Source organism: Pseudomonas sp. M5A4_2d (assembly GCF_053345295.1).
Genome location: NZ_JBKEZW010000014.1, coordinates 116078 through 137962, shown reverse-complemented (window position 1 = coordinate 137962; position 21885 = coordinate 116078). Strand labels below are relative to the sequence as shown.

20 protein-coding genes are annotated in these 21885 nt (G+C 60.6%); 3 read left to right on the top strand and 17 right to left on the bottom strand.

What is annotated here, in order from left to right:
* Positions 1 to 87 precede the first annotated feature (87 nt).
* Together ACLBW8_RS26550 and ACLBW8_RS26545 are read left to right on the top strand one after the other, a co-directional pair.
* Positions 88 to 513, top strand: a complete 426-nt coding sequence (locus ACLBW8_RS26550; RefSeq protein WP_064451039.1) for a DUF4398 domain-containing protein — start codon at positions 88 to 90, stop codon at positions 511 to 513.
* A gap of 55 nt (positions 514 to 568) precedes the next feature.
* Positions 569 to 1354, top strand: a complete 786-nt coding sequence (locus tag ACLBW8_RS26545) for an OmpA family protein (protein ID WP_053254704.1) — start codon at positions 569 to 571, stop codon at positions 1352 to 1354.
* Between the two features lie 317 nt (positions 1355 to 1671).
* Here the strand turns inward: ACLBW8_RS26545 and ACLBW8_RS26540 are convergent, their stop codons facing one another.
* From ACLBW8_RS26540 to ACLBW8_RS26470, 15 genes are all read right to left on the bottom strand, one after another.
* Positions 1672 to 1998, bottom strand: a complete 327-nt coding sequence (locus ACLBW8_RS26540) for a hypothetical protein (protein ID WP_407017682.1) — start codon at positions 1996 to 1998, stop codon at positions 1672 to 1674.
* On the bottom strand, positions 1995 to 2900 hold the full coding sequence (locus tag ACLBW8_RS26535; protein WP_447806717.1) for an alpha/beta hydrolase: 906 nt from the start codon (positions 2898 to 2900) through the stop codon (positions 1995 to 1997). Before ACLBW8_RS26535 ends, ACLBW8_RS26540 begins: the two co-directional genes overlap by 4 nt.
* Before the next feature lie 82 nt (positions 2901 to 2982).
* Positions 2983 to 4260, bottom strand: coding sequence for a flavohemoglobin expression-modulating QEGLA motif protein (locus tag ACLBW8_RS26530; RefSeq protein ID WP_064451036.1), 1278 nt, complete (start codon positions 4258 to 4260; stop codon positions 2983 to 2985).
* A gap of 21 nt (positions 4261 to 4281) precedes the next feature.
* A complete protein-coding gene (locus tag ACLBW8_RS26525) occupies positions 4282 to 4842 on the bottom strand; it encodes a hypothetical protein (RefSeq protein WP_447806716.1) in 561 nt (186 codons plus the stop codon).
* Positions 4843 to 4990: 148 nt separating this feature from the next.
* On the bottom strand, positions 4991 to 5707 hold the full coding sequence (locus ACLBW8_RS26520; RefSeq protein WP_064451034.1) for a TetR/AcrR family transcriptional regulator: 717 nt from the start codon (positions 5705 to 5707) through the stop codon (positions 4991 to 4993).
* A gap of 159 nt (positions 5708 to 5866) precedes the next feature.
* Positions 5867 to 7369, bottom strand: coding sequence for a lysine--tRNA ligase (gene lysS, locus ACLBW8_RS26515; RefSeq protein ID WP_447806715.1), 1503 nt, complete (start codon positions 7367 to 7369; stop codon positions 5867 to 5869).
* 95 nt (positions 7370 to 7464) lie between these two features.
* Positions 7465 to 8560 (bottom strand): peptide chain release factor 2 gene (gene prfB / locus ACLBW8_RS26510; RefSeq protein ID WP_096236834.1). Its coding sequence is split into 2 segments (ribosomal slippage): positions 7465 to 8487 and positions 8489 to 8560, totalling 1095 coding nucleotides; the frame shifts between segments, so codons are not numbered across the junction.
* Between the two features lie 235 nt (positions 8561 to 8795).
* Positions 8796 to 9797 carry a diguanylate cyclase gene (locus ACLBW8_RS26505; RefSeq protein WP_064451032.1) on the bottom strand — a complete coding sequence of 334 codons (1002 nt, stop codon included), beginning with the start codon at positions 9795 to 9797 and terminating at the stop codon, positions 8796 to 8798.
* 49 nt (positions 9798 to 9846) lie between these two features.
* Positions 9847 to 10857 (bottom strand): chemotaxis response regulator protein-glutamate methylesterase, encoded by a 1011-nt coding sequence (gene cheB, locus ACLBW8_RS26500; RefSeq protein ID WP_064451031.1) that lies wholly within the window; start codon positions 10855 to 10857, stop codon positions 9847 to 9849.
* Positions 10854 to 13133: a hybrid sensor histidine kinase/response regulator gene (locus ACLBW8_RS26495; RefSeq protein WP_407017684.1), complete on the bottom strand. Its 2280-nt coding sequence runs from the start codon at positions 13131 to 13133 to the stop codon at positions 10854 to 10856. Before ACLBW8_RS26495 ends, cheB begins: the two co-directional genes overlap by 4 nt.
* The gene (locus ACLBW8_RS26490; protein ID WP_221294072.1) at positions 13130 to 13831 is read right to left on the bottom strand and encodes a chemotaxis protein CheW; all 702 of its coding nucleotides are present in this window, start codon (positions 13829 to 13831) and stop codon (positions 13130 to 13132) included. Before ACLBW8_RS26490 ends, ACLBW8_RS26495 begins: the two co-directional genes overlap by 4 nt.
* On the bottom strand, positions 13828 to 15087 hold the full coding sequence (locus ACLBW8_RS26485) for a CheR family methyltransferase (protein ID WP_447806714.1): 1260 nt from the start codon (positions 15085 to 15087) through the stop codon (positions 13828 to 13830). The genes ACLBW8_RS26490 and ACLBW8_RS26485 overlap by 4 nt, the downstream gene beginning before the upstream one ends.
* Positions 15084 to 15596 carry a chemotaxis protein CheW gene (locus tag ACLBW8_RS26480; RefSeq protein WP_447806713.1) on the bottom strand — a complete coding sequence of 171 codons (513 nt, stop codon included), beginning with the start codon at positions 15594 to 15596 and terminating at the stop codon, positions 15084 to 15086. The genes ACLBW8_RS26485 and ACLBW8_RS26480 overlap by 4 nt, the downstream gene beginning before the upstream one ends.
* Positions 15596 to 17218, bottom strand: a complete 1623-nt coding sequence (locus ACLBW8_RS26475; protein ID WP_064451026.1) for a methyl-accepting chemotaxis protein — start codon at positions 17216 to 17218, stop codon at positions 15596 to 15598. Before ACLBW8_RS26475 ends, ACLBW8_RS26480 begins: the two co-directional genes overlap by 1 nt.
* A 149-nt stretch (positions 17219 to 17367) precedes the next feature.
* Positions 17368 to 18078 (bottom strand): tellurite resistance TerB family protein, encoded by a 711-nt coding sequence (locus ACLBW8_RS26470; RefSeq protein WP_447806712.1) that lies wholly within the window; start codon positions 18076 to 18078, stop codon positions 17368 to 17370.
* Between the two features lie 332 nt (positions 18079 to 18410).
* Here ACLBW8_RS26470 and ACLBW8_RS26465 point away from each other — a divergent pair, with 332 nt between their 5' ends.
* Positions 18411 to 20036: a glucan biosynthesis protein D gene (locus tag ACLBW8_RS26465; RefSeq protein WP_447806711.1), complete on the top strand. Its 1626-nt coding sequence runs from the start codon at positions 18411 to 18413 to the stop codon at positions 20034 to 20036.
* Between the two features lie 46 nt (positions 20037 to 20082).
* Here ACLBW8_RS26465 and ACLBW8_RS26460 read toward each other — a convergent pair whose 3' ends face one another.
* Both ACLBW8_RS26460 and ACLBW8_RS26455 read right to left on the bottom strand, forming a co-directional pair.
* A complete protein-coding gene (locus ACLBW8_RS26460; protein WP_064451023.1) occupies positions 20083 to 20268 on the bottom strand; it encodes a hypothetical protein in 186 nt (61 codons plus the stop codon).
* Positions 20269 to 20704: 436 nt separating this feature from the next.
* Positions 20705 to 21811, bottom strand: a complete 1107-nt coding sequence (locus ACLBW8_RS26455) for an NADH:flavin oxidoreductase/NADH oxidase (protein ID WP_064451022.1) — start codon at positions 21809 to 21811, stop codon at positions 20705 to 20707.
* Positions 21812 to 21885: the final 74 nt, after the last annotated feature.

Genomic DNA, 21885 nt, shown 5'->3' with positions numbered 1-21885 from the left:
CGTTTGAAAAGGCACTACGAGCTTTACCGCCGGGGCCTCGACCGCTGACCAACGAAGTGGATTTTGATGTTTTTGAGGAGTTATCCAATGGAGTTGAAGACGATGAAGACCAGCACTGCCAAATCCTCGTTTAACCACCTGCGCGGGCTTAAATTGGCCGCGCTGGCAATCGGCACCAGCTTCGTACTGGCGGGCTGCGCCGGTAACCCACCGACCGAGCAATACGCCGTGACCCAATCTGCGGTGAACAGCGCCGTCAGCGCCGGTGGTACCGAGTACGCCGCCGTAGAAATGAAGTCGGCTCAGGATAAGCTCAAAGAAGCTGAAATCGCCATGCACGACAAAAACTACGACAAGGCTCGTCAACTGGCCGAACAAGCCGAGTGGGACGCCCGCGTCGCTGAGCGTAAAGCCCAGGCTGCCAAGGCAGACCAGGCTGTGAAGGACTCCCAGAAGGCTGTTCAGGAGCTGCGTCAGGAAGGCATGCGCCCGGCTGTTATCAAACAGCAATAAGCCGCCGCCACTGATTGCATTGCACCCGATATCGAATTGAAAGGACGACACGACTATGCGTAAACAACTGATGATCCCTGCCCTGCTGGCGATGAGCGTTGCTCTGGCGGCCTGCTCCACCCCGCCAAACGCGAACCTGGAAAACGCACGGACCAACTTCTCGGCCCTGCAAGCCAACCCGAATGCCACCAAGGTAGCGGCGCTGGAAACCAAGGACGCTCAGGATTGGCTGGACAAGGCTGACAAGGCCTACCGTGACAAGGAAGACCAGAAGAAAGTCGACCAACTGGCCTACCTGACCAACCAGCGCGTTGAAGTGGCGAAAGACACCATCGCACTGCGCCAATCCGAAGCCCAGCTGAAAAACGCCGGTGACGAACGTGCCCGCGCCCTGCTGCAAGCCCGTGATGCGCAGATCAAGCAACTGCAAGACAGCTTGAACGCCAAGCAGACTGATCGCGGCACCCTGGTGACGTTCGGTGACGTGCTGTTCGCCACCAACAAGTCCGACCTGAAATCCAGCGGCCTGGTGAACATCACCAAGCTGGCGCAGTTCCTGCGTGATAACCCGGACCGTAAAGTGATCGTCGAAGGCTACACCGACAGCACCGGCTCCGACTCGTACAACCAGAGCCTGTCCGAGCGTCGTGCGGCCTCTGTACAGCGTGCACTGGCTCAACAGGGCGTGGATATCTCGCGCATCGTGACCCAGGGTTACGGCAAGGAATATCCGGTTGCCGACAACGGCAGCGTCTCGGGCCGTGCCATGAACCGCCGCGTTGAAGTGACCATTTCCAACGACAACCAGCCAGTGAAGCCACGTTCGTCGATGGCGAACTGATTGATTGAAGCTGGATAAAAAAACCCACCTTACGGTGGGTTTTTTTTGGACTATCCGAAGGTGATGGGGCCCTCCGAATCGTCCGCATGCGTTACCTTTTTCGCGTCATAGGTGTTCTCCGACAGCCGCTCCATCAGTTGCCTGAGCGTATGGGCCTGTGCATCTTGTCGCGTCAGCGACTCATGCCCACGGGCCATGTCCAGCATGTTGCGTATTGCACCAATATTTATGACCACCTTGCCCGCCCCGTTTGCGTAAGTTACATCGCCTTCTGTGGCGTGTGACGCAAGACGGTTCCAGATATTTCCGTGATGGGGCTATTCCTGCAGTTGCGGAGTTTCCTGCCCCATGCAACGCACCGCTTGTTTCTTGTTGTTGACCAGCACGCCACTCAAGCCTTTCTGCTCGGTATCGAACATCACCAGCACGCCATCAACGCACTGCGCCACTTGTGCGGCCGGGGTCAGGGAAATTTTATAGTCCACGCCCGGCACGGTCTTGAGCAGGGTGAAGTCGCTGAGCAGCAATGCATCTTCCGGCTTGGCGAAGTGCAGGTAGCCGTAGAACCACAGGCAACCGACGGTACCGATGATGGTGCCGATACCGGTGAGGATCAGCGGGATCATATTGCGTTCTTCGCTCATTGCGGGCTCTCTGATGAGTCAACTTTAGGAACAGGATAATTCGGAATTTCACCCAGGCGGCGCAGGCCGTTGAAGTGCTGCGGGTCGTCCAGATAACGCAGCATCACGGTTTGCCAGGTCTTGTCGGCAAAGGTCTGCACATGGCCACCGCGGGTCAACTGCAACACCCTGGGCGGCGGCGCGGCCTGATACAGGCGAATGCCGTTGGCCACCGGCACAATCGGATCATCCAGGCTATGGAACAGCAGTTTCGGTACGCCGGTCAGTTGGGGCATGGTGTTGATCGCACTGTCGGCGTCCGGCACCAGCCAGGACAGGGGCACCTGAAACGGCCATGTTAACCAGGACGTGCTGAGGGCGAATTGTCCTACGTCACGATAACTGGCAGGCACGCCGTCCAGCACCAGCGCCTTGAGTTTGGACTGACGCTCCGGGTGCGCTGCCAGGTAATGCACCGCCAGCGCGCCACCCAGGCTTTGGCCTAACACAATCAGCGGTTGGCCCTGGGTTTCGGGGGCCTTGTCGAGCCACTTAAACGCTGCATCGATGTCTTGATAGATCGCCGGCAACGACGGCTTGCCTTGCGACAGCCCATAACCGCGATAGTCCAGCAGCAGCACTTGATAGCCCTGCTCCGGCAACCACCAACTGCCGCCCAGGTGCCAGGCGAGGTTGCCGCCGTTGCCGTGCAAGTGCAGCACCGTGCCTTTGACGGGCACCCCGGGTTTGGCCGGCAGCCACCAGGCATGAAGCTTTACGCCATCGGCGGTGGTCAGGGTGACATCGCGGTATTGCAGGTGGGCTTTTTCCGGCGTGAACGGCAGCCCGGGCTCAGGGTAGAACAGCAGCGAACTGCAGCCGTTCAATGTGAATAGCAGGCAAAGAATGCCGAGGATTCTCATCCGTTGAAGCCTCGCGATTTGGCCGCGATCTGCAGCCTTGTGGAGATCCACATTTTTTAATCGGTTTCGTCAGTTAAATTGCCTAAAGGATATTCGAGTAATCCGCTTCGATCCGATCCAGGCTCAAGTGGTTGAGGAAGTTGGAGAAACACATCCACGCCGCCAGTGCGTTCATGTCGCGAAACTGCTCGGGCAGGTACTTGGGCGGCACCACCAGGCCTTCATCGACCAGTTGGCGCAAGGTACGCATGTCTTCCAGCGTGGTCTTGCCGCAGAACAACAGCGGCACTTGTTCCAGCTTGCCTTTGCGCACGGCCAGCTGAATGTAGTTATAGACCATGATAAAGCCCTTGAGATAGGACAAATCCTTGGTAAACGGCAGGCCGGTCGGCGTCGAGCCACGGAATACCCGGCTGGCGTTGCCGTAGCTTTCGGCCATTTCAAAACCTTGCTCGCGGAAGAATTCGAACACCTGCAGGAAGTCAGCGCCCTCCTCCACCATATGGATGGCGCGGGTGCGATTGGTCAGTTTGCGCAGGCGGCTGGGGTAGGACGCGAAGGTGATGATTTCCATCAGAATCGCCAGGCCTTCCTGGGTCACGGTGGAAGACGGCGGCCCCTTGGACAGGAACGTGCAGATCGGCTGATTTTGGCCATTGAGCGTGGTGCCGACGTGCACCAGGCCTTCATGCACTTCCAGCGCGCGCACATCACGCTCGTTGAACATCGCGTCGGCGCGGATCTTGATGTAGTCGGCGCCCGCCGCCGCGTCGGCGACGATCCCGTCGGACTCGAACACGCGAATGGTTTCTTCCGCCTCGCCAAATACCTTGTTCAGGCGGGTTTGCAACATCGCCACGGCATCTTTGGCGGTGAGAGTCTTGGCCTCGTCCTTGAGGTCGCCACGGCCGTCGATGTTATTGAGGTAGTCGGAGAGCATCAGGCCCAGGTCAGCCAGGGTCGGGTCGCCGGCGTGGAAGGCATCGGAAGCGGCGCCGTAGAGTTCCTGGGAGATCAGGCCGAAGTCCTCGGTGCCGCGCGCTTCGAGCATGCGCACCACCATGCGGTACTCCTTGCACATCCGCCGCATGATCTGCCCGACCGGGTTGAATTGGCCAAGCTGGCGGGTGATGTCGCGCTCGATGTTCTGGAACTCCAGCTTGACCGCGCTGGAGTCGAACGATAGCGGCCGGTTCAGGTAATAATCGCGGTCCACGGCGGGCAAAGCCTTGCCCTTGGCCTTGAGGAATCCCTGGCGAATGTTCTCGTCCCACTTCACGGCGTCGAGCACGCGAATCGGTGTTTGCGCCAGCACTATGCGATCGGACAAGGTGCGTATCGTCTGCTGGTAATCGTCCACCCGGTGCTTCCTCTTTAAACGTTATTTGCCCGCGCGCTGGTAGCGCACGGCTTCAACGAACACATCGGCATTGGCCGGGTTATCCAGGTAGGTAAACACCTGGTCCATCGGGCTGTCCACCAACACGCCGGCGCCTTCGACGGTGTCCACAGTGCTGCCGTGTAAAGCCTGCTGGCCTATGGCTTGATGGATTTGCTCAAGGTCGAGGTTGTAGACCACCAATTCAGGCTTTTCGTCGCTTTCGCCTTCAAAATCGAAGCCAGCCAAAATGAAGTGCCCGCCGAGTTTGTCCGGCAACGGCGCCGACAAATACCAACGGTTGCCATGGCGCGAAACCGTAAACAGATACTCATCGCGCTGGCCCGGCTTGGCTTTAGGGTAGCTCACCGCTTTGTAACGATGCTTACCGACGCGGGTAATCTGCAGGTTGAGCGGCTCGCCCCAGGCATTTTTGCTCGACCAGTGGCCGAGCAAGGCATTCGGTGCTGCTTCTTTGGCTGGCAGCGGGTCCTTGAACGTCACCAGGCAACCGCTGAGCAACAGGAACGACAAGGCGATTAGCGCGACACGCCAGGCTTTCATCAAATACCCCACTGAATGGTTTGCATGGCACCTACCGATGTGGGAGTGGGCTTGCCTGCGATACAGGTAACACGGTCATTCAAGCCCACACCGCGGTGTTGCTATCGCAGGCAAGCCAGCTCCCAAATAAAGCAGATCCCACATTTAGCTAGACCGAGGCCAACACCAAATGCATGTAACGCTTGAGAATTTCAAGCATCTCTTCACCGGTCAGAGGCTCTGGGCCGCCAAGCAGGCCCTGATATTCCATCCGACCGATTATCGCCGTCAACACTTTGGCATCCTGTTGCGGCTCGCGGGAACCCAATACCTGGAAAAACTGCCCGGTGCCCTGCAACAGAATCTGCTGATGAGAACGCACCAGTTCCGCCAGACGCGGGTTAAGCAAGGCTTCCTGGCGAAAGGCCTGTTCGGCCATCAGGTGTTCACGGCGGTTGTTCAGTTGGCGCATGACGTAATCGGCGGTCAGCTTTGCAATGTCATCGGCCAGTTGCGAGCGTGACGCCTGGCTGCCATCGCCATAGGCGACCATCTCGCGCAGCAGGCCTTCGTTGCGCACCCACAGTTTGCCCATGAAGGCCGCGCTGCGCTCGACGTACTGGGCGAAGGTATCGGTGAGCAAGTCATCGATGTCCTTGAAGTAGTAGGTGGTGGCCGACAATGGCACGCCGGCTTCCGACGCCACCGCGCGATGGCGCACGGCCCGCACGCCGTCACGCACGACGATGCGCATGGCCGCATCGAGAATGTCTTGCCTGCGTTGCTCGCTGCCCCGGCGACTGGCCTTGCGGCCTTGATACTGGACGCTTTCAGCCACGGCAGCAGCAATGCCGGCGGCACCTTCTTGAGCCATTACGCGGTTCACGGCAGATCTTCCTTTAAAAGGTGACGCGGAGCGTCACGGGCTGCATTCCCACGCAGACGGGTCGTCGTGGGAACGAACACCTGGCGCCGTTCTATTGACGGCTAAATACACCCCATAAAAAAGCCGCCTTATAAAAGGCGGCTTCGGATTTCGCTGGGGTTACGCTTGTGGCCGCATGTGCGGGAACAAGATCACGTCGCGGATCGACGGCGAGTTGGTCAACAACATCACCAACCGGTCGATACCGATACCTTCACCGGCAGTCGGTGGCATGCCGTACTCCAGCGCGCGGACGAAGTCGGCGTCGTAGTGCATGGCTTCGTCGTCGCCGGCGTCCTTGTCGGCCACCTGCGCCATGAAGCGCTCGGCCTGGTCTTCCGCGTCGTTAAGCTCGGAGTAGGCGTTGGCGATTTCGCGGCCGCCGATGAACAGCTCGAAACGGTCGGTAACGTTCGGGTTGTCGTCGTTGCGACGGGCCAGCGGCGACACTTCGAACGGGTACTGGGTAATGAAGTGCGGCTGCTCCAGCTTGTGCTCCACCAGTTCTTCGAAAATCATCACCTGCAGTTTGCCCAGGCCTTCAAAGCCCAGCACCTTGGCGCCGGCTTTCTTGGCGATGGCGCGGGCCTTGTCGATGTCGGTCAGGTCGTCAGCGGTCAACTCTGGGTTGTACTTGAGGATCGAGTCGAACACCGAGAGGCGTACAAACGGCTCGCCGAAGTGGAACACCTTGTCGCCGTAAGGCACGTCGGTGCTGCCCAGCACCAGTTGTGCCAGTTCGCGGAACAGTTCTTCGGTCAGGTCCATGTTGTCTTCGTAGTCGGCGTACGCCTGGTAGAACTCCAACATGGTGAATTCAGGGTTGTGGCGCGTCGAAACGCCTTCGTTACGGAAGTTGCGGTTGATCTCGAAGACTTTTTCGAAGCCGCCAACCACAAGGCGCTTGAGGTACAACTCAGGCGCGATACGCAGGAACATTTCCAGGTCCAACGCGTTGTGGTGGGTTTCGAACGGTTTGGCTGCGGCACCACCCGGGATGGTTTGCAGCATCGGGGTTTCCACTTCCAGGAAGTCACGTTGCATCAGGAAGCTGCGGATGTGGGCGATGACCTGCGAACGCACGCGGAAGGTCTGGCGCACGTCTTCGTTGACGATCAGGTCAACGTAGCGCTGGCGATAGCGCTGCTCGGTGTCGGTCAGGCCGTGGTGCTTGTCCGGCAGAGGGCGCAGCGACTTGGTCAACAGGCGCACACTGGTCATCTCAACGTACAGGTCGCCCTTGCCGGAACGGGCCAGGGTGCCTTCGGCCGCGATGATGTCGCCCATGTCCCAGGTTTTCACCGAGGCCAGGGTTTCTTCCGAAAGGGTCTTGCGGTTGACGTAGACCTGAAGACGCCCGGTCATGTCCTGGATCACCATGAACGAGCCACGGTTGAGCATGATGCGACCTGCCACCTTGACCGGGATCGCCGCTTCCGCCAGCTCTTCCTTGGTCTTGTCCGCGTATTGCTTCTGCAAGGCATCGCAGTAGTTGTCGCGGCGGAAGTCGTTGGGGAAGGCGTTACCCTTGGCGCGCTCGGCAGCAAGCTTTTCCTTGCGCAGGGCGATCAGGGAGTTTTCTTCCTGTTGCAGGGCTTGCGGGTCGAGTTGTTGGTCGCTCATGTCTTTTGAAATTCCATCACAGGTACGTTTTCCCCAGCCTTCGGCAGGGGATCGCCGGGCAAGGACTAAGTGTCCCCCCGGCTCCTAGAGTCTTGTTACAGGCCTGATTTCAGGCTGGCTTCCAGGTATTCGTCGATATCGCCGTCGAGCACCTTGTCGCAGTCGCTGCGTTCGATGTTAGTGCGCAGATCCTTGATCCGCGACGCATCGAGCACATAAGAACGGATCTGGTGACCCCAGCCGATATCCGACTTGGTGTCTTCCAGCGCCTGCGAAGCCGCGTTGCGCTTCTGCATTTCCTGCTCGTACAACTTGGCCCGCAGCATTTTCATGGCGGTGTCCTTGTTCGCGTGCTGGGAACGTTCGTTCTGGCAGCTGACCACGGTGTTGGTCGGTACGTGGGTAATACGTACGGCCGAGTCGGTGGTGTTTACGTGCTGACCACCGGCGCCGGAGGAGCGGTAGGTGTCGATTCGCAGGTCGGCCGGGTTGATCTCGATTTCCACTTTGTCGTCGATCTCTGGGGAGACGAACACCGCGGAGAACGAAGTGTGGCGACGGTTGCCGGAGTCGAACGGGCTCTTGCGCACCAGGCGATGCACGCCAATCTCGGTACGCAGCCAGCCAAAGGCGTATTCACCCTTGATGTGCACGGTCGCGCCTTTGATACCGGCGACTTCACCGGCTGACAGCTCCATGATGGTTGCGTCGAAACCGCGCTTGTCAGCCCAGCGCAGGTACATGCGCAGCAGGATGTTGGCCCAGTCCTGGGCCTCGGTGCCGCCGGAACCGGCCTGGATATCCAGGTAGGCGTTGTTCGGGTCCATTTCGTGGCTGAACATGCGGCGGAATTCAAGCTTGGCGAGGTTTTCCTCGAGACGGGCCAGTTCGGCGACGACATCGCCCACTGCGCCTTCGTCGTTTTCTTCGACGGCCATGTCCAGCAGGTCACGGCAATCGCCCAGACCGGTGTTCAATTCGTCGAGGGTGTCGACGATCTGCGCCAGCGCAGCGCGCTCGCGGCCCAGTTCCTGGGCGTATTCAGGTTTGTTCCAGACAGCCGGATCTTCAAGCTCGCGATTGACTTCGGTCAGACGCTCATGCTTTTGATCGTAGTCAAAGATACCCCCGAATAGTTTCGGAGCGCTCGGACAGGTCCTTGATGGTGTTAAGGATCGGGTTGATTTCCATGGCGGGCAGCACTCGTTGGCGAACTTTTGAAAGCCGACGAGTATAACGACAAAGAGACGCGAACGGCAGCCCGCTTGGCGAAAAGGCGGGTCTGCATCCGATCTCAAGAACAATGAAGATCCAAATGTGGGAGCGGGCTTGCTCGCGAATGCGGTGGGTCAGTCACTGATTCATTACCTGACATACCGCATTCGCGAGCAAGCCCGCTCCCACAAGGGATTAGCGTTGTACCGAATTATTCGATACCCACCTGGTTACGCCCATTATGCTTGGCCGTATACAAGCCCTTGTCCGCCGCCATGATCAGCAGCCGGCAATCGCTGCTCTGCTGCGGGGTCATGGTCGACAGGCCGATGCTGATGGTCAGGCTCGAGCCTTCAGCCGGTGCAATATGCGGGATTTTCAGCGCGGCAACTGCCATGCGCAGCTTTTCCGCCACCAGGCGCGCACCACCCGGCGAGGTGTTCGGCAACACCAGGGCGAACTCTTCACCCCCGTAACGCGCCGGCAGGTCCGAAGGACGGCTACTGGCTTCGCGGATGGCGGCGGCAACTTTGCGCAGGGCTTCGTCACCTTCAACATGGCCAAAGCTGTCGTTGAAGGTCTTGAAGAAGTCGACGTCGATCATCAGCAGTGACAGCTGAGTCTGGTCACGCATGGCGCGGCGCCATTCCAATTCCAGGTATTCGTCGAAGTGGCGGCGGTTGGACAGCCCGGTCAGACCGTCGGAGTTCATCAACCGTTGCAGCACCAGATTGGTGTCCAGCAACTGCTGCTGGCTGACCCGCAGCGCACGGTAGGCCGCATCCCGCTGCAACAACGTCATGTAGGAGCGCGAGTGATAGCGAATGCGCGCCACCAGCTCGATATTGTCCGGCAGCTTGACCAGGTAATCATTGGCCCCGGCCGAGAACGCCGCGCTTTTGATCAACGGCTCTTCCTTGGTCGAGAGCACGATGATCGGGATGTTCGCCGTGGCCGGGTGGTTGCGGTATTCGCGCACCAGCGTCAGGCCGTCGAGGCCCGGCATGACCAGGTCTTGCAGAATGACGGTTGGCTTAATGCGGATGGCCTGGGCAATCGCCTGATGCGGATCGGCGCAAAAGTGGAAATCGATGTTTTCTTCATGGGCGAGCCCACGCCGCACCGCTTCGCCGATCATGGCCTGGTCGTCGACCAGCAACACCATGGCAGCATTTTCGTCGGTCTTGATGTCGTCGATCTGTAAATCACTCATGTGCAGTCACCTGAATTACTACCTGCAAGCCAGCAGCGGGAGATACGGATCATTTTGCAAATACCTCCAGCAATCGGGGTGCAATTCTATCCAGTGGGCGAATTTCAACAGCAGCATCAATCGCCGCCGCCGCTTTGGGCATGCCATACACCGCCGAGCTTTGTTGATCCTGGGCGATGGTCAAATATCCTTGTTCACGCAACAACTTGAGCCCCTGGGCGCCGTCGCGGCCCATGCCGGTGAGTAATACGCCGACGGCATCGCCGTTCCAGTGGCTGGCGACGCTCTCGAAAAACACGTCGATGGACGGCCGGTAGATCTCGTTCACCGGCTCTGCGGTATAGGCTAGCGTGCCATTTTTCAACAGGCGAATGTGGTGATTGGTGCCGGCCAGCAACACCGTTCCGGCTTGTGGCGGCTCACCTTCACGGGCCAGACGCACCGGCAGCCCGGAGGCGCTGCTCAGCCACTCCGCCATGCCGGCGGCAAACACCTGGTCCACATGCTGCACCAGCACGATGGCCGCCGGAAAGTCTCGGGGCAAACCCTTGAGCAGGATTTCCAGGGCAGCCGGCCCGCCTGCCGACGACCCGATCGCCACCAAGCTGCGGCGTTTGCCGGTGGAGCGCTGGGGCGCGGTTTCGGCGCGTACGCGGCTGCCACTCTGGCCGACCAGCCAGCCAATGTTGAGGATCTTGCGCAGCAACGGCGCCGCCGCATCCTTGGGATTGCCCACGCCCAGCGCCGGCGTGTCCACCACGTCCAGCGCGCCATGGCCCATGGCTTCAAACACTCGGCTGACATTGGCCTGACGGTCCACGGTGACGATCAAGATCGGGCACGGGGTTTCGGCCATGATCTGCCGCGTGGCTTCTACGCCGTCCATCACCGGCATGATCAAGTCCATCAGGATCAGGTCCGGCGTCAGTTCGGCGCAACGCTGTACGGCTTCAAGGCCATTGTTGGCCACCCACACCACCTGGTGCGCGGGTTCAAGACTCAAGGCGCGCCGCAAGGCTTCCAACGCCAGGGGCATGTCATTGACGATCGCGATCCTCATGCCCGGGCGCCTCCAATCAGTTCCATCACGGCGTCCAGCAAGGCGTCGTCATGGAAACTGGCTTTAGCTAGATAATAGTCGGCGCCGGCGTCCAGTCCACGACGCCGGTCTTCTTCGCGATCCTTGTACGAGACCACCATCACCGGCAACGATTGCAGGCGACTATCACGGCGCAAGAGTGTGACCAATTCGATCCCGTCCATACGAGGCATATCAATGTCAGTGATCAGCAAGTCGAAGTCTTCGGAACGCAGCGCGTTCCAGCCGTCCATGCCATCGACCGCTACGGCCACTTCATAACCACGATTAAGTAATAATTTGCGTTGCAGCTCTCGCACAGTGAGCGAGTCGTCCACCACCAGCACCCGTTTACGCGGTGCTTCGGCAGCCTGTTGGCTGCGCCGGGCGATCCGTTCCAGGCGGCCGGTGTTGAGCAATTTATCCACCGAACGCAGCATGTCTTCGACGTCGACGATCAACACCACCGAGCCGTCATCCAGCAAGGCCCCGGCGGAGATGTCCTGGACTTTGCCCAGGCGATCATCCAGCGGCAACACCACCAGGGTGCGCTCGCCGATAAAGCGTTCCACCGCAATGCCATACACCGCATCGCGCTCGCGGATCACCACTACCTTCAAGGTTTCTTCATTACTCTGCCCCGGCGGGCGCTGCAACAACTGGCTGGCGGCAACCAGGCCGACATGCCGGCCTTCGTGCCAGAAATGCTGACGGCCTTCCAGTTGCACGATGTCATCGGGCGCCAGGTCGCACATGCGTTCGATGTGGGCCAGTGGGAATGCGTAGGCTTCTTCACCGACCTCCACCACCAGGCTGCGCACCACCGACAGGGTCAACGGCACCTCCAGATGGAAGCGACTGCCCTGCCCCGCCGTCTGCTCCAGCACCACCGCGCCGCGCAGTTGGCGAACCATATGCTGCACCGCGTCCAGGCCGACGCCACGCCCGGATACTTCGGTGACCTTGTCGCGCAGGCTGAACCCTGGCAGGAACAGGAACGTCAGCAGTTCCTCTTCGCTCAAGCGCAGGGCGGTTTCCAGGGGTGACAGGTGCCGGTCGACGATGGTGCCGCGCAGGCGCTCAAGGTCGACGCCATTGCCGTCGTCACTCAGCTCCAGCACCAGCAGGCCCGCCTGGTGGGAGGCTCGCAGGCGAATCAAGCCTTCAGCAGGTTTACCGGCGAGCATGCGCTGCTCGGGCATTTCGATACCGTGGTCGACGGCATTGCGCAGCAAGTGGGTGAGCGGCGCTTCGAGCTTTTCCAGCACGTCGCGGTCGACCTGGGTCTTTTCGCCCTCGATCTCCAGGCGCACCTGCTTGCCCAGGCTGCGGCCAAGGTCGCGGACCATGCGCACCTGCCCGGCGAGTACATCGGCAAACGGCCGCATGCGGCAGGCCAACGCCGTGTCGTAAAGCACCTGGGCGCGCTGCCCGGCCTGCCAGCCAAACTCATCCAGCTCGGCAGTTTTTTCCGCCAGCAGGGCCTGGGCTTCGCTTAAAAGACGGCGGGTGTCGGCCAGGGCCTCCTGAGCTTCAAGGCTTAAATCCAAGGCCTTGAGTTGGCCATCCAGTGTGTCCAAGGCACGCACACTATTGCTTTGAATGCGTTTGAGGCGCTGCATGCTGGCCAGGTAAGGCTTGAGCCGTTGGGTTTCCACCAGCGATTTGCTGGACAGATCCAACAGGCTGTTCAAGCGCTCGGCGGTCACCCGCAGCACGCGCTCGCCGCCTTCGGTCATGGGTTTGTTCTGGCGCGGCGCAGAAGGCGTGGCCGACGCCGCAGGCTCGATCTCCGGTGGCAGCTCTTCGAGGACAGGCGCGGGTGCCGGCTTGGGCGTTGGCGCAGGTTCAACCCTGGCAATCGGCTGCGACGGATCGAGCAGGCGCTCCATCAGGGCCACATAGGCCTCGATATCTGCGGGGCCCACGTCGTTGCCGGGCGTGGCGATACGCATCAGTAGATCGGTACCTTGCAGTAAGGCATCGATATGTTCGGGTTGCAGGTACAGGCGGTTTTCCTGGGCGCTGACCAGGCAATCCTCCATGACGTGAGCCACGCTGACCCCGGCGTCCACGCCGACAATCCGCGCGGCGCCCTTGAGCGAATGCGCGGCGCGCATGCAGGCTTCCAGCTGATCGGCCTGGGTCGGGTTGCGCTCCAGGGCCAGCAAACCGGCGTTCAATACCTGGGTCTGCGCATCGGCTTCCAGGCTGAACAGTTCCAGCAGCGAGGCATCGCGCATCTGGTCGGGGGTCATGTGAGGCTCCGGGTCACGGCGGACAGCAATTGCGCCTCATCCAGCCACCGCAGGCTGCGGCCTTTCCACTGCAGCACACCTTGGGTGAAACGCGCACTGGCCTGGGTGCCGGAGGCCGACGCCGCCTTCAAGGTACGTTCGTCGATGGCATGAATGCCGTCGACTTCATCCACCGGCACCACCACCGGGCCGTCCTGCGCGGCAATAATCAACATGCGCGGCATGATACGCCCGCCGGTTGCACCATTGCTGGTGGGGTCCAGCCCCAGCAACTCCACCAGCGATAAACACGCCACCAGCGCGCCGCGTACATTGGCCACACCGAGCAATGCGCGGGAACGCTGGTGCGGCAGCGAATGTATCGCTTGCAGCGGCGCCACCTCCACCAGGCAACGGGTTGCAATACCCAGCCATTCTTCGCCGAGGCGGAACATCAACAGGGATCGAGTGACGACATCACTCGCGACTTCAACGGCCGCCTGCGGGCGTTGGTCCTCCTGCTGCAAGGCGTAACGGTCGAGCAAACGCGTGGCGGCGGCGGAATACACCGAGCAGTTGCGGCAGTGGATATGCTCGGCCAGCAACGGGCAGGACTTGTCGCCATGGATGCCGATACGGTTCCAGCAGTCGTCGATGGCCTGGGTGTCGGCCAGGGTCAGGTCCAGGCCTGCGGTATTGAGTGCGTCAGGGCTACTCATCGTTTGGACTCACTGTCAGCTCGCTCGCTACGGGCGGCACGCGCCTGCAACCGGCGCGCCCCCGCGCTATCGCCCTGGGACTCGAGCAACGCGGCCAGGTGCATCAGGGCCTGCGGGTGCTGCGGTTCCAGGTACAAGGCTTTTCGATAATACCCCTGGGCTTCCAGGGCGCTGCCGGCCACATCGCTGAGCAGCCCCAGCCAGTAAAACACTTGGGCGGCCGGCGGGTGGTTACTCAAATACTGTTCACAGGCGGCGCGCGCCTCAACGCTTTTACCTTCGTTGGCCAGGGTAGCGATCCGGCTGAGCAAGTCGCCGGTATCGGTGTGCGGCGCCTTGATCGGCACCACCTGAGCACTCACCGTGCTGAACGGTCGCGGCTTGGGTGGAATCGGCGCTGCGCTGCGCTGTGGCACCGGCGCAGGCATCGGTACGAAGACCGGCTCAGGCTTGACCGGCTCGACATGCCGGCTGAACGCAAAGGATTGCGGTACGCCTATCGAGCGCATGCCATGGCGCCCCAGCAGGCTGCCTTCGGCCGGGCCGATAAACAGCACGCCGTCCACATGGGTCAGGGCCTTGAGCACGTCGAACACTTGCTTCTGGGTCGGCTGGTCAAAGTAGATCAGCAGGTTGCGACAGAACACGAAATCGTAACTCGGCTCATTGGCCAGCAGCGCAGGGTCGAGCAGGTTGCCGACTTGCAGGCGGACTTGTTCACGCACCCGGTCGGCGATGCGATAACCGTCGACCTCTTCCGTGAAATGGCGCTCACGAAACTCGATATCGCTGCCGCGAAAAGAATTCTTGCCATACACCCCACGTTTGGCGCGCTCCACCGACAGCGGGCTGACATCCATGCCCTGCACCTTGAATTGGTGCGGCGCAAGCCCTGCATCCAGTAACGCCATGGCAATCGAATGCGGCTCTTCGCCGGTGGAACACGGCAAGCTGAGAATGCGCAGGGCACGCATGTGCTTGATCTCGGCCAGGCGTGCCTTGGCCAAGCGGGCCAGGGTGGCAAAGGATTCGGGGTAACGGAAAAACCAGGTCTCGGGGACGATCACCGCTTCGATCAGCGCCTGCTGCTCATCATGGGAGCTTTGCAGGTGCTGCCAGTAAGCCTCGGCGGTCTGCGCCTGCACGGCCTGGCTGCGTTGACGCACCGCGCGCTCGATAATCGCCTCACCCACCGAGGCGACATCCAGGCCAATGCGCTCCTTCAAGAAGGCAAAGAACCGCGGGTCGTTGCTCATAGGCTCAGCTCGGCGGAAAACAGCAAGGTGCGCACAGGCTCGGTGAGCAGTTCGTTGACGCCAATCCACTGCATCAAGCCCAAGGCATCTTCACGCACCAGCCCCAGGTAAGGCGCCTCGCGGTTGTCCAGCCCATAAGGCTGGAACTCCTCAAGCCCGCAACGCAGGGTGTCGGTGGCTTGTTCGAGGATCAGCCCCAGCCAGCGCGCCTGGACCCACGGCTGCGGCTGGTAATTGACCAGCACCAGGCGCGTGCTGGTGCGGGCCTTTGCCGGCGTACCGAAGGTCAAGGCACACAGATCGATGACAGGCACCAACGCCCCACGATGAGCAAAGATCCCCGCCACCCACAGCGGCGCGTGGGCAATCGGTTTGAGCGGCAGACGCGGCAGCACCTCGGCCACTTCTGTGGCCCTCAGCGCGTAGCGTTCACCGCCGATGTGGAACACCAGGAACAACGCTTTTTTCGCTGCCGGGACGGCATCGCGTTTAGCCGCGAGGTCGCTCATCAGACTTTGAAACGCGAGACGCCGCTGCGCAGACCGACCGCAACCTGGCTCAGTTCATCAATGGCAAAGCTGGCCTGGCGCAGGGACTCCACGGTCTGGCTGCTGGCATCGCCCAATTGCACCAGCGCATGATTAATTTGCTCGGCGCCGGTGGCCTGGGCCTGCATGCCTTCGTTGACCATCAACACCCGCGGCGCCAGGGCCTGCACCTGATGGATGATCTGCGACAGTTGCTCGCCCACTTGCTGCACTTCGAACATCCCGCGCCGGACTTCTTCGGAGAACTTGTCCATGCCCATCACGCCCGCCGATACTGCCGACTGGATCTCGCGCACCATCTGCTCGATGTCATACGTGGCCACGGCGGTCTGGTCGGCCAGGCGCCGCACTTCAGTGGCCACCACAGCAAAACCGCGACCGTATTCACCGGCCTTCTCGGCCTCGATGGCGGCATTGAGCGACAGCAGGTTGGTCTGGTCGGCCACCTTGACGATGGTCACCACCACTTGGTTGATGTTGCCGGCCTTCTCATTGAGGATCGCCAGCTTGGCGTTGACCAGGTCGGCGGCGCCCATCACCGAATGCATGGTTTCTTCCATGCGCGCCAGGCCTTGCTGGCCGGAACCGGCGGCGACCGATGCCTGGTCGGCGGCTGTCGAAACTTCGGTCATGGTGCGGACCAGGTCCTTGGACGTGGCGGCGATCTCGCGTGAAGTCGCGCCGATCTCGGTGGTAGTTGCCGCTGTTTCGGTGGCGGTGGCCTGTTGCTGCTTGGAGGTCGCGGCGATCTCGGTGACCGAGGTGGTCACCTGTACCGACGAACGCTGGGCCTGGGACACCAGGGCCGTCAGCTCGGTCATCATGTCGTTGAAGCCGGTTTCCACGGCGCCGAATTCGTCCTTGCGATCCAGGTTCAGGCGTTTGCTCAGGTCGCCGTCGCGCATGGTGCCCAGGATCGCCACGATGCGTTGCATCGGCGCCATGATCGCGCGCATCAACAGCAGGCCACACAGGCCGGCGGCGAGGATGGCCAAGAGCAACGACACGAGCATGCTGACCTTGGCGGCTGCTACCGCGTCATCAATGGCAGTGGTCGCACGGTCGGCGACATCTTTGTTTTCGGTGATGATGTCGTTGAGTTTCAATCGCCCTGCCGTCCATGCAGGCGTCAGGTTGGTATTGAACTCTTTGCGCGCGGCGACCAGATCATTGCGCGCCAGGCTCTCGAGCACCGTGGCCAGGCTCTTGTTGTAGGCCTGGTGCAGGGATTCGAATTTATTGAACTCGGCCTGGTCATCGCGACCGTTGATGGTTTGCTGGTAGTTGGCCATCTGTGTCTGGATGCGCCCTTCAAAGGCTTTGAAGTCAGCCTTGTCGGCGTCGGTCAGGCCCTTGTCGTCACGCAGACCAAGCAACGCCAGGGTTTGCAGGTAACTGTCGACCCACGCGCTGCGGATCATCGAACTGAGATAAACCCCCGGCACCGCGTCATCACGGACCGCAGTCTCGCCGGCCTCAATCTTCAACAACCGTGAATAAGAGACCACAACCATTAACAACATGATGGCGATAATGACCGCAAAGCTAGCCAAGATCCGTTGGCGCAAGGTCCAGTTCTTCACAGTAATTCCTCGAAGGGCCATTCAAATGCGGGGAGTATAGCTGAGCGTCAGCCCTCATTAATCAACGGGTTTTGATGCAGCGCACACAGAATGCAAAAACACCCCGAACCGCTGCTTCGGCCGGGGTGTTTGATAACGCTGGATGAGCGTCAGAGGGTGGCTTGGCGCACCTGTTTTTCCAGCTCGGCCTTTAGACCGGGCTCGAGTTTCAACTGGCGCGCCAACTCATCCAGATAGGCCTTTTCCATGAAGTTTTCTTCGTCAACCAGCATCACGCTGGCAACGTACATCTCGGCGGCCATTTCCGGGGTGCCGGCTGCGCGGGCCACGTCGGCGGGGTCGAGGGGTTTATTCAGCTCGGCATGCAGCCAGGTTTGCAGCTCGCGGTCGTTGTCCAGCTTGGTGAATTCGCCCTCGATCAACGCGCGTTCACGCTCGTCCACATGCCCGTCGGCCTTGGCCGCCGCGACCAAGGCTTTAAGAATGCCCTGGCTGTGTTGCTCGACCTGGGCCGGTGGCAGGCGGTCGATGGTTTGCGGTTCGCCTTGAGGCGCGCCGGCCTGCTGCGCCTGCCAATTGCCGTAAGCCCTATAGGCAATCACGCCCAATGCCGCCAGGCCACCGTAGGTGAGGGCCTTGCCGCCAAATTTACGGGCCTTCTTATTACCCAGTAGCAAACCCATGGCACCGGCCGCCAGGGCCCCGCCACCCGCACCGCCGAGCAAACTGCCCAGCCCGCCACTGCCGAGCAGCCCGCCGAGTGCCCCTTTGTCGTCCGATTTACGCTGGCCGCCAGCCTTGTTTTGCAACATGTCCTGGCCCGATTTGAGCAGTTGGTCGAGCAATCCACGGGTATTCATTCGCAGCCTCCAGACACTTGGGTTCGTAGGACCAATAGGCCCCCAGCGTAAAACTAAGTGCCAAAAAGCCGCGATCTAGAGTGCTTCCAGATGTAACGCCGCCAGCCTGGCTGGCAGACCCTCAACTCCGCACGCACACGTAGAAACAACTTGTTTCACACGCAACGCCATTACCTCGCCATCAAGCAATTTTCCTTATCCATCGAACCGCTTAAGCTATCCGGCGTCTGTTTATAGTCCGTTGCGTTTGGCCGAAGGCATGTCCGAACCGTTATTTCTGATCCAGCACGTGCCAGGAACGGCGCGGGATTTGCTCACGACAGGTTGTCTCTATGCACCGCAGGAATTTGCTCAAAGCATCCATGGCCATTGCGGCTTATACCGGTTTGTCGGCCTCTGGCCTGCTGGCCGCGCAGGCCTGGGCCGGGAACCGTGCCGCCGATGGCAAGGCCGTGGCGTTTGATTTTGAAACGCTTAAAGCCCAGGCCAAGCAGCTCGCCGGCACCGCGTATAAAGACACCAAACAGGTGCTGCCGCCGACGCTGGCGACCATGACCCCGCAGAATTTCAATGCGATCGGCTATGACGGCAACCACTCGCTGTGGAAGGAACTGAACGGCCAGCTCGACGTGCAATTCTTCCACGTCGGCATGGGCTTCAAGACGCCGGTGCGCATGCACAGCGTCGACCCCAAGACCCGCGAAGCGCGCGAGGTGCATTTCCGCCCGTCGCTGTTCAACTATGAAAAGACCACGGTCGACACCCAGCAGCTGACTGGCGACCTGGGTTTCTCCGGTTTCAAGCTGTTCAAGGCGCCGGAACTGGATCGCCATGACGTGTTGTCTTTCCTCGGCGCCAGCTACTTCCGCGCGGTGGATTCCACCGGCCAGTACGGCCTTTCGGCACGCGGCCTGGCAATTGATACCTACGCGAAAAAACGCGAAGAATTCCCCGACTTCACGCAATTCTGGTTCGAAACCCCGGCCAAGGACGCCACGCGTTTTGTGGTCTACGCCCTGCTCGACTCGCCGAGCGCCACCGGCGCCTACCGCTTCGACATCGACTGCCAGGCCAACCAGGTGGTGATGGCCATCGACGCAAATATCAATGCGCGCACCACCATTGAACAGCTGGGCATCGCGCCGATGACCAGCATGTTCAGCTGCGGCACCCACGAGCGCCGTATGTGCGACACCCTCCACCCGCAAATCCACGACTCGGATCGCCTGGCGATGTGGCGCGGCAACGGCGAGTGGATCTGCCGCCCCCTGAACAACCCGGCCAAGCTGCAATTCAACGCGTTCGCCGACACCGACCCGAAAGGCTTCGGCCTGGTGCAGACCGACCATGAGTTCGCCAGCTACCAGGACACCGTGGACTGGTACAGCAAGCGCCCAAGCCTGTGGGTAGAACCGACCACCGCCTGGGGCGAAGGCTCGATCGACCTGCTGGAAATCCCCACCACCGGCGAAACCCTGGATAACATCGTGGCCTTCTGGACCCCGAAAAAACCCGTGGCCGCCGGCGACTCGCTCAACTATGGCTACAAGCTGTACTGGAGCGCACTGCCACCGGTAAGCACCCCGCTGGCGCAAGTTGACGCCACCCGCTCAGGCATGGGCGGCTTTACCGAGGGCTGGGCACCCGGCGAGCACTACCCCGAAGTATGGGCACGCCGGTTTGCTGTGGACTTCAAAGGTGGCGGCCTGGACCGACTGCCCGCCGGCACCGGGATTGAGCCGGTGGTGACCTGTTCCCACGGCGAAGTGAAAGATTGCAGCGTGCTGGTGCTCGACAACATCAAGGGCTATCGCATTCTGTTCGACTGGTACCCGACCAGCGACAGCGTGGAGCCAGTGGAGTTACGCCTGTTTATCCGCACGCAGGACCGCACGTTGAGTGAAACCTGGCTGTATCAGTACTTCCCGCCTGCGCCAGACAAGCGCAAGTACACCTGATACAACGCGTTCCCACGCACGCGTGGGAACGCTTCCCTCCTGCGGTTCAGAACCGCGACACGCTCTTCATTGCACCGATCAAATACCGCATCGCCATTTGATCGCTTTCGGTCAACGCCCGATATTGCGCCAGCAGCTCCCTCTCATCCGAACTCAACCTTCGACCCCGCAAGGCTATCCGGCGACTCAAAAAAGACGCCACCGCACTCGCTACGCCATAGGATTTGGTCATGGACCGTTACTCCTGATTTCAGTCAAATACTTCGGGTGCCCATCTCCCAACTCCCTTGAGGCGCGATACCTTCGGGGACAAGCCGGCTGACTCCCTGGGCCAGAAATCAGACTTACCCTAAGCGTAGAAACAATCTCGTCACGTGTGGGATTTTTTTAGAGCATTCACTTAAAAAATTCTTCCGTAACAAAGACCTACAACCCTTTCTCACACAGAGGTCGGTTCAGGTGGAGGTCGTGGGGCTCTTGCGCATACAGGCCGGGGTCCGCTCCGTGCGGGCGACGGTTGCCTACAACGGGATATCGCTCTGGGCTAACGTACGATCCCGCCGCATGATTGCCGCTGATTTCCAGCGACCAAGGATCGGGCTTGCGTGACCTGCGAGCACAAAAAAACCCACCGGTTCAGGGTGGGTTTGTATGAAACAGGCGCAGGATCAGTCCCTCAAATCAGACTCATGAATCGGCTGATCGCGATGGGTCGCCCGTTGGTATTGCGCTGGCCAAATCGCCTTGCGCCCGCCCAGGTCGTCGTCGGCATGCAGCGGCCAATACGGATCACGCAACAACTCACGGGCCAGGAAGATAATGTCGGCCTGGCAGGTGCGCAGGATATGCTCGGCCTGGGCTGGTTCGGTGATCATGCCGACCGTGCCGGTCGCGATACCCGACTCTTTACGCACACGCTCGGCAAAGCGCGTCTGGTAACCGGGGCCTACCGGAATTTCGGCATTGGCGGCAGTGCCACCGGAGGATACGTCGATCAGGTCCACGCCGAGGTCTTTGAGGCGGCGCGCCAGCTCCACGGTTTCATCAGGGTTCCAGCCGTCTTCAACCCAATCAGTGGCCGATACGCGTACAAACAGCGGCAGCTCTTGAGGCCAGACCTCGCGCACAGCCTTGGTCACTTCCAGCACCAGGCGGATGCGATTTTCAAACGAACCACCGTATTGGTCCTGACGCTGGTTGCTGATCGGCGACAGGAATTGGTGCAGTAGATAACCGTGCGCGGCATGGATTTCCACCACTTCAAAACCGGCGGTCAACGCACGCTTGGCGGCGGCCACAAAGTCGCCAATCACGCTCTGGATCTGCCCTTCGTCCAACGCTTTGGGCTGGGTGTGATTCGGGTCAAAGGCAATCGGCGACGGGCCTACCGGCACCCAACCGCCGTCTTCCGGCTTGACGCTGCCATGCTTGCCGATCCATGGCCGGTGAGTGCTGGCCTTGCGCCCCGCATGGGCCAATTGAATGCCCGCGACCGCGCCTTGGGCGGCAATAAAGCGCGTGATGCGTTGCAACGGTTCGATCTGTGCGTCGTTCCACAAGCCCAGGTCCTGTGCGGTGATGCGGCCATCGGCGGTCACGGCGGTGGCTTCGGTGAAAATCAGCCCGGCGCCGCCGACGGCGCGACTGCCCAGGTGCACCAGGTGCCAGTCATTGGCCAGGCCATCGTCGGATGAATACTGACACATCGGCGAGACGGCAATCCGGTTGAGCAGGGTCAATTGGCGGAGGGTGTAGGGTTCGAGCAGCTGACTCATGACGCACCTCTTCTGGGTTCTGTGGGCACTCTTCAAACAGTGCTTAGAGCCTAGTCGACAACGGTAGCTTGCAC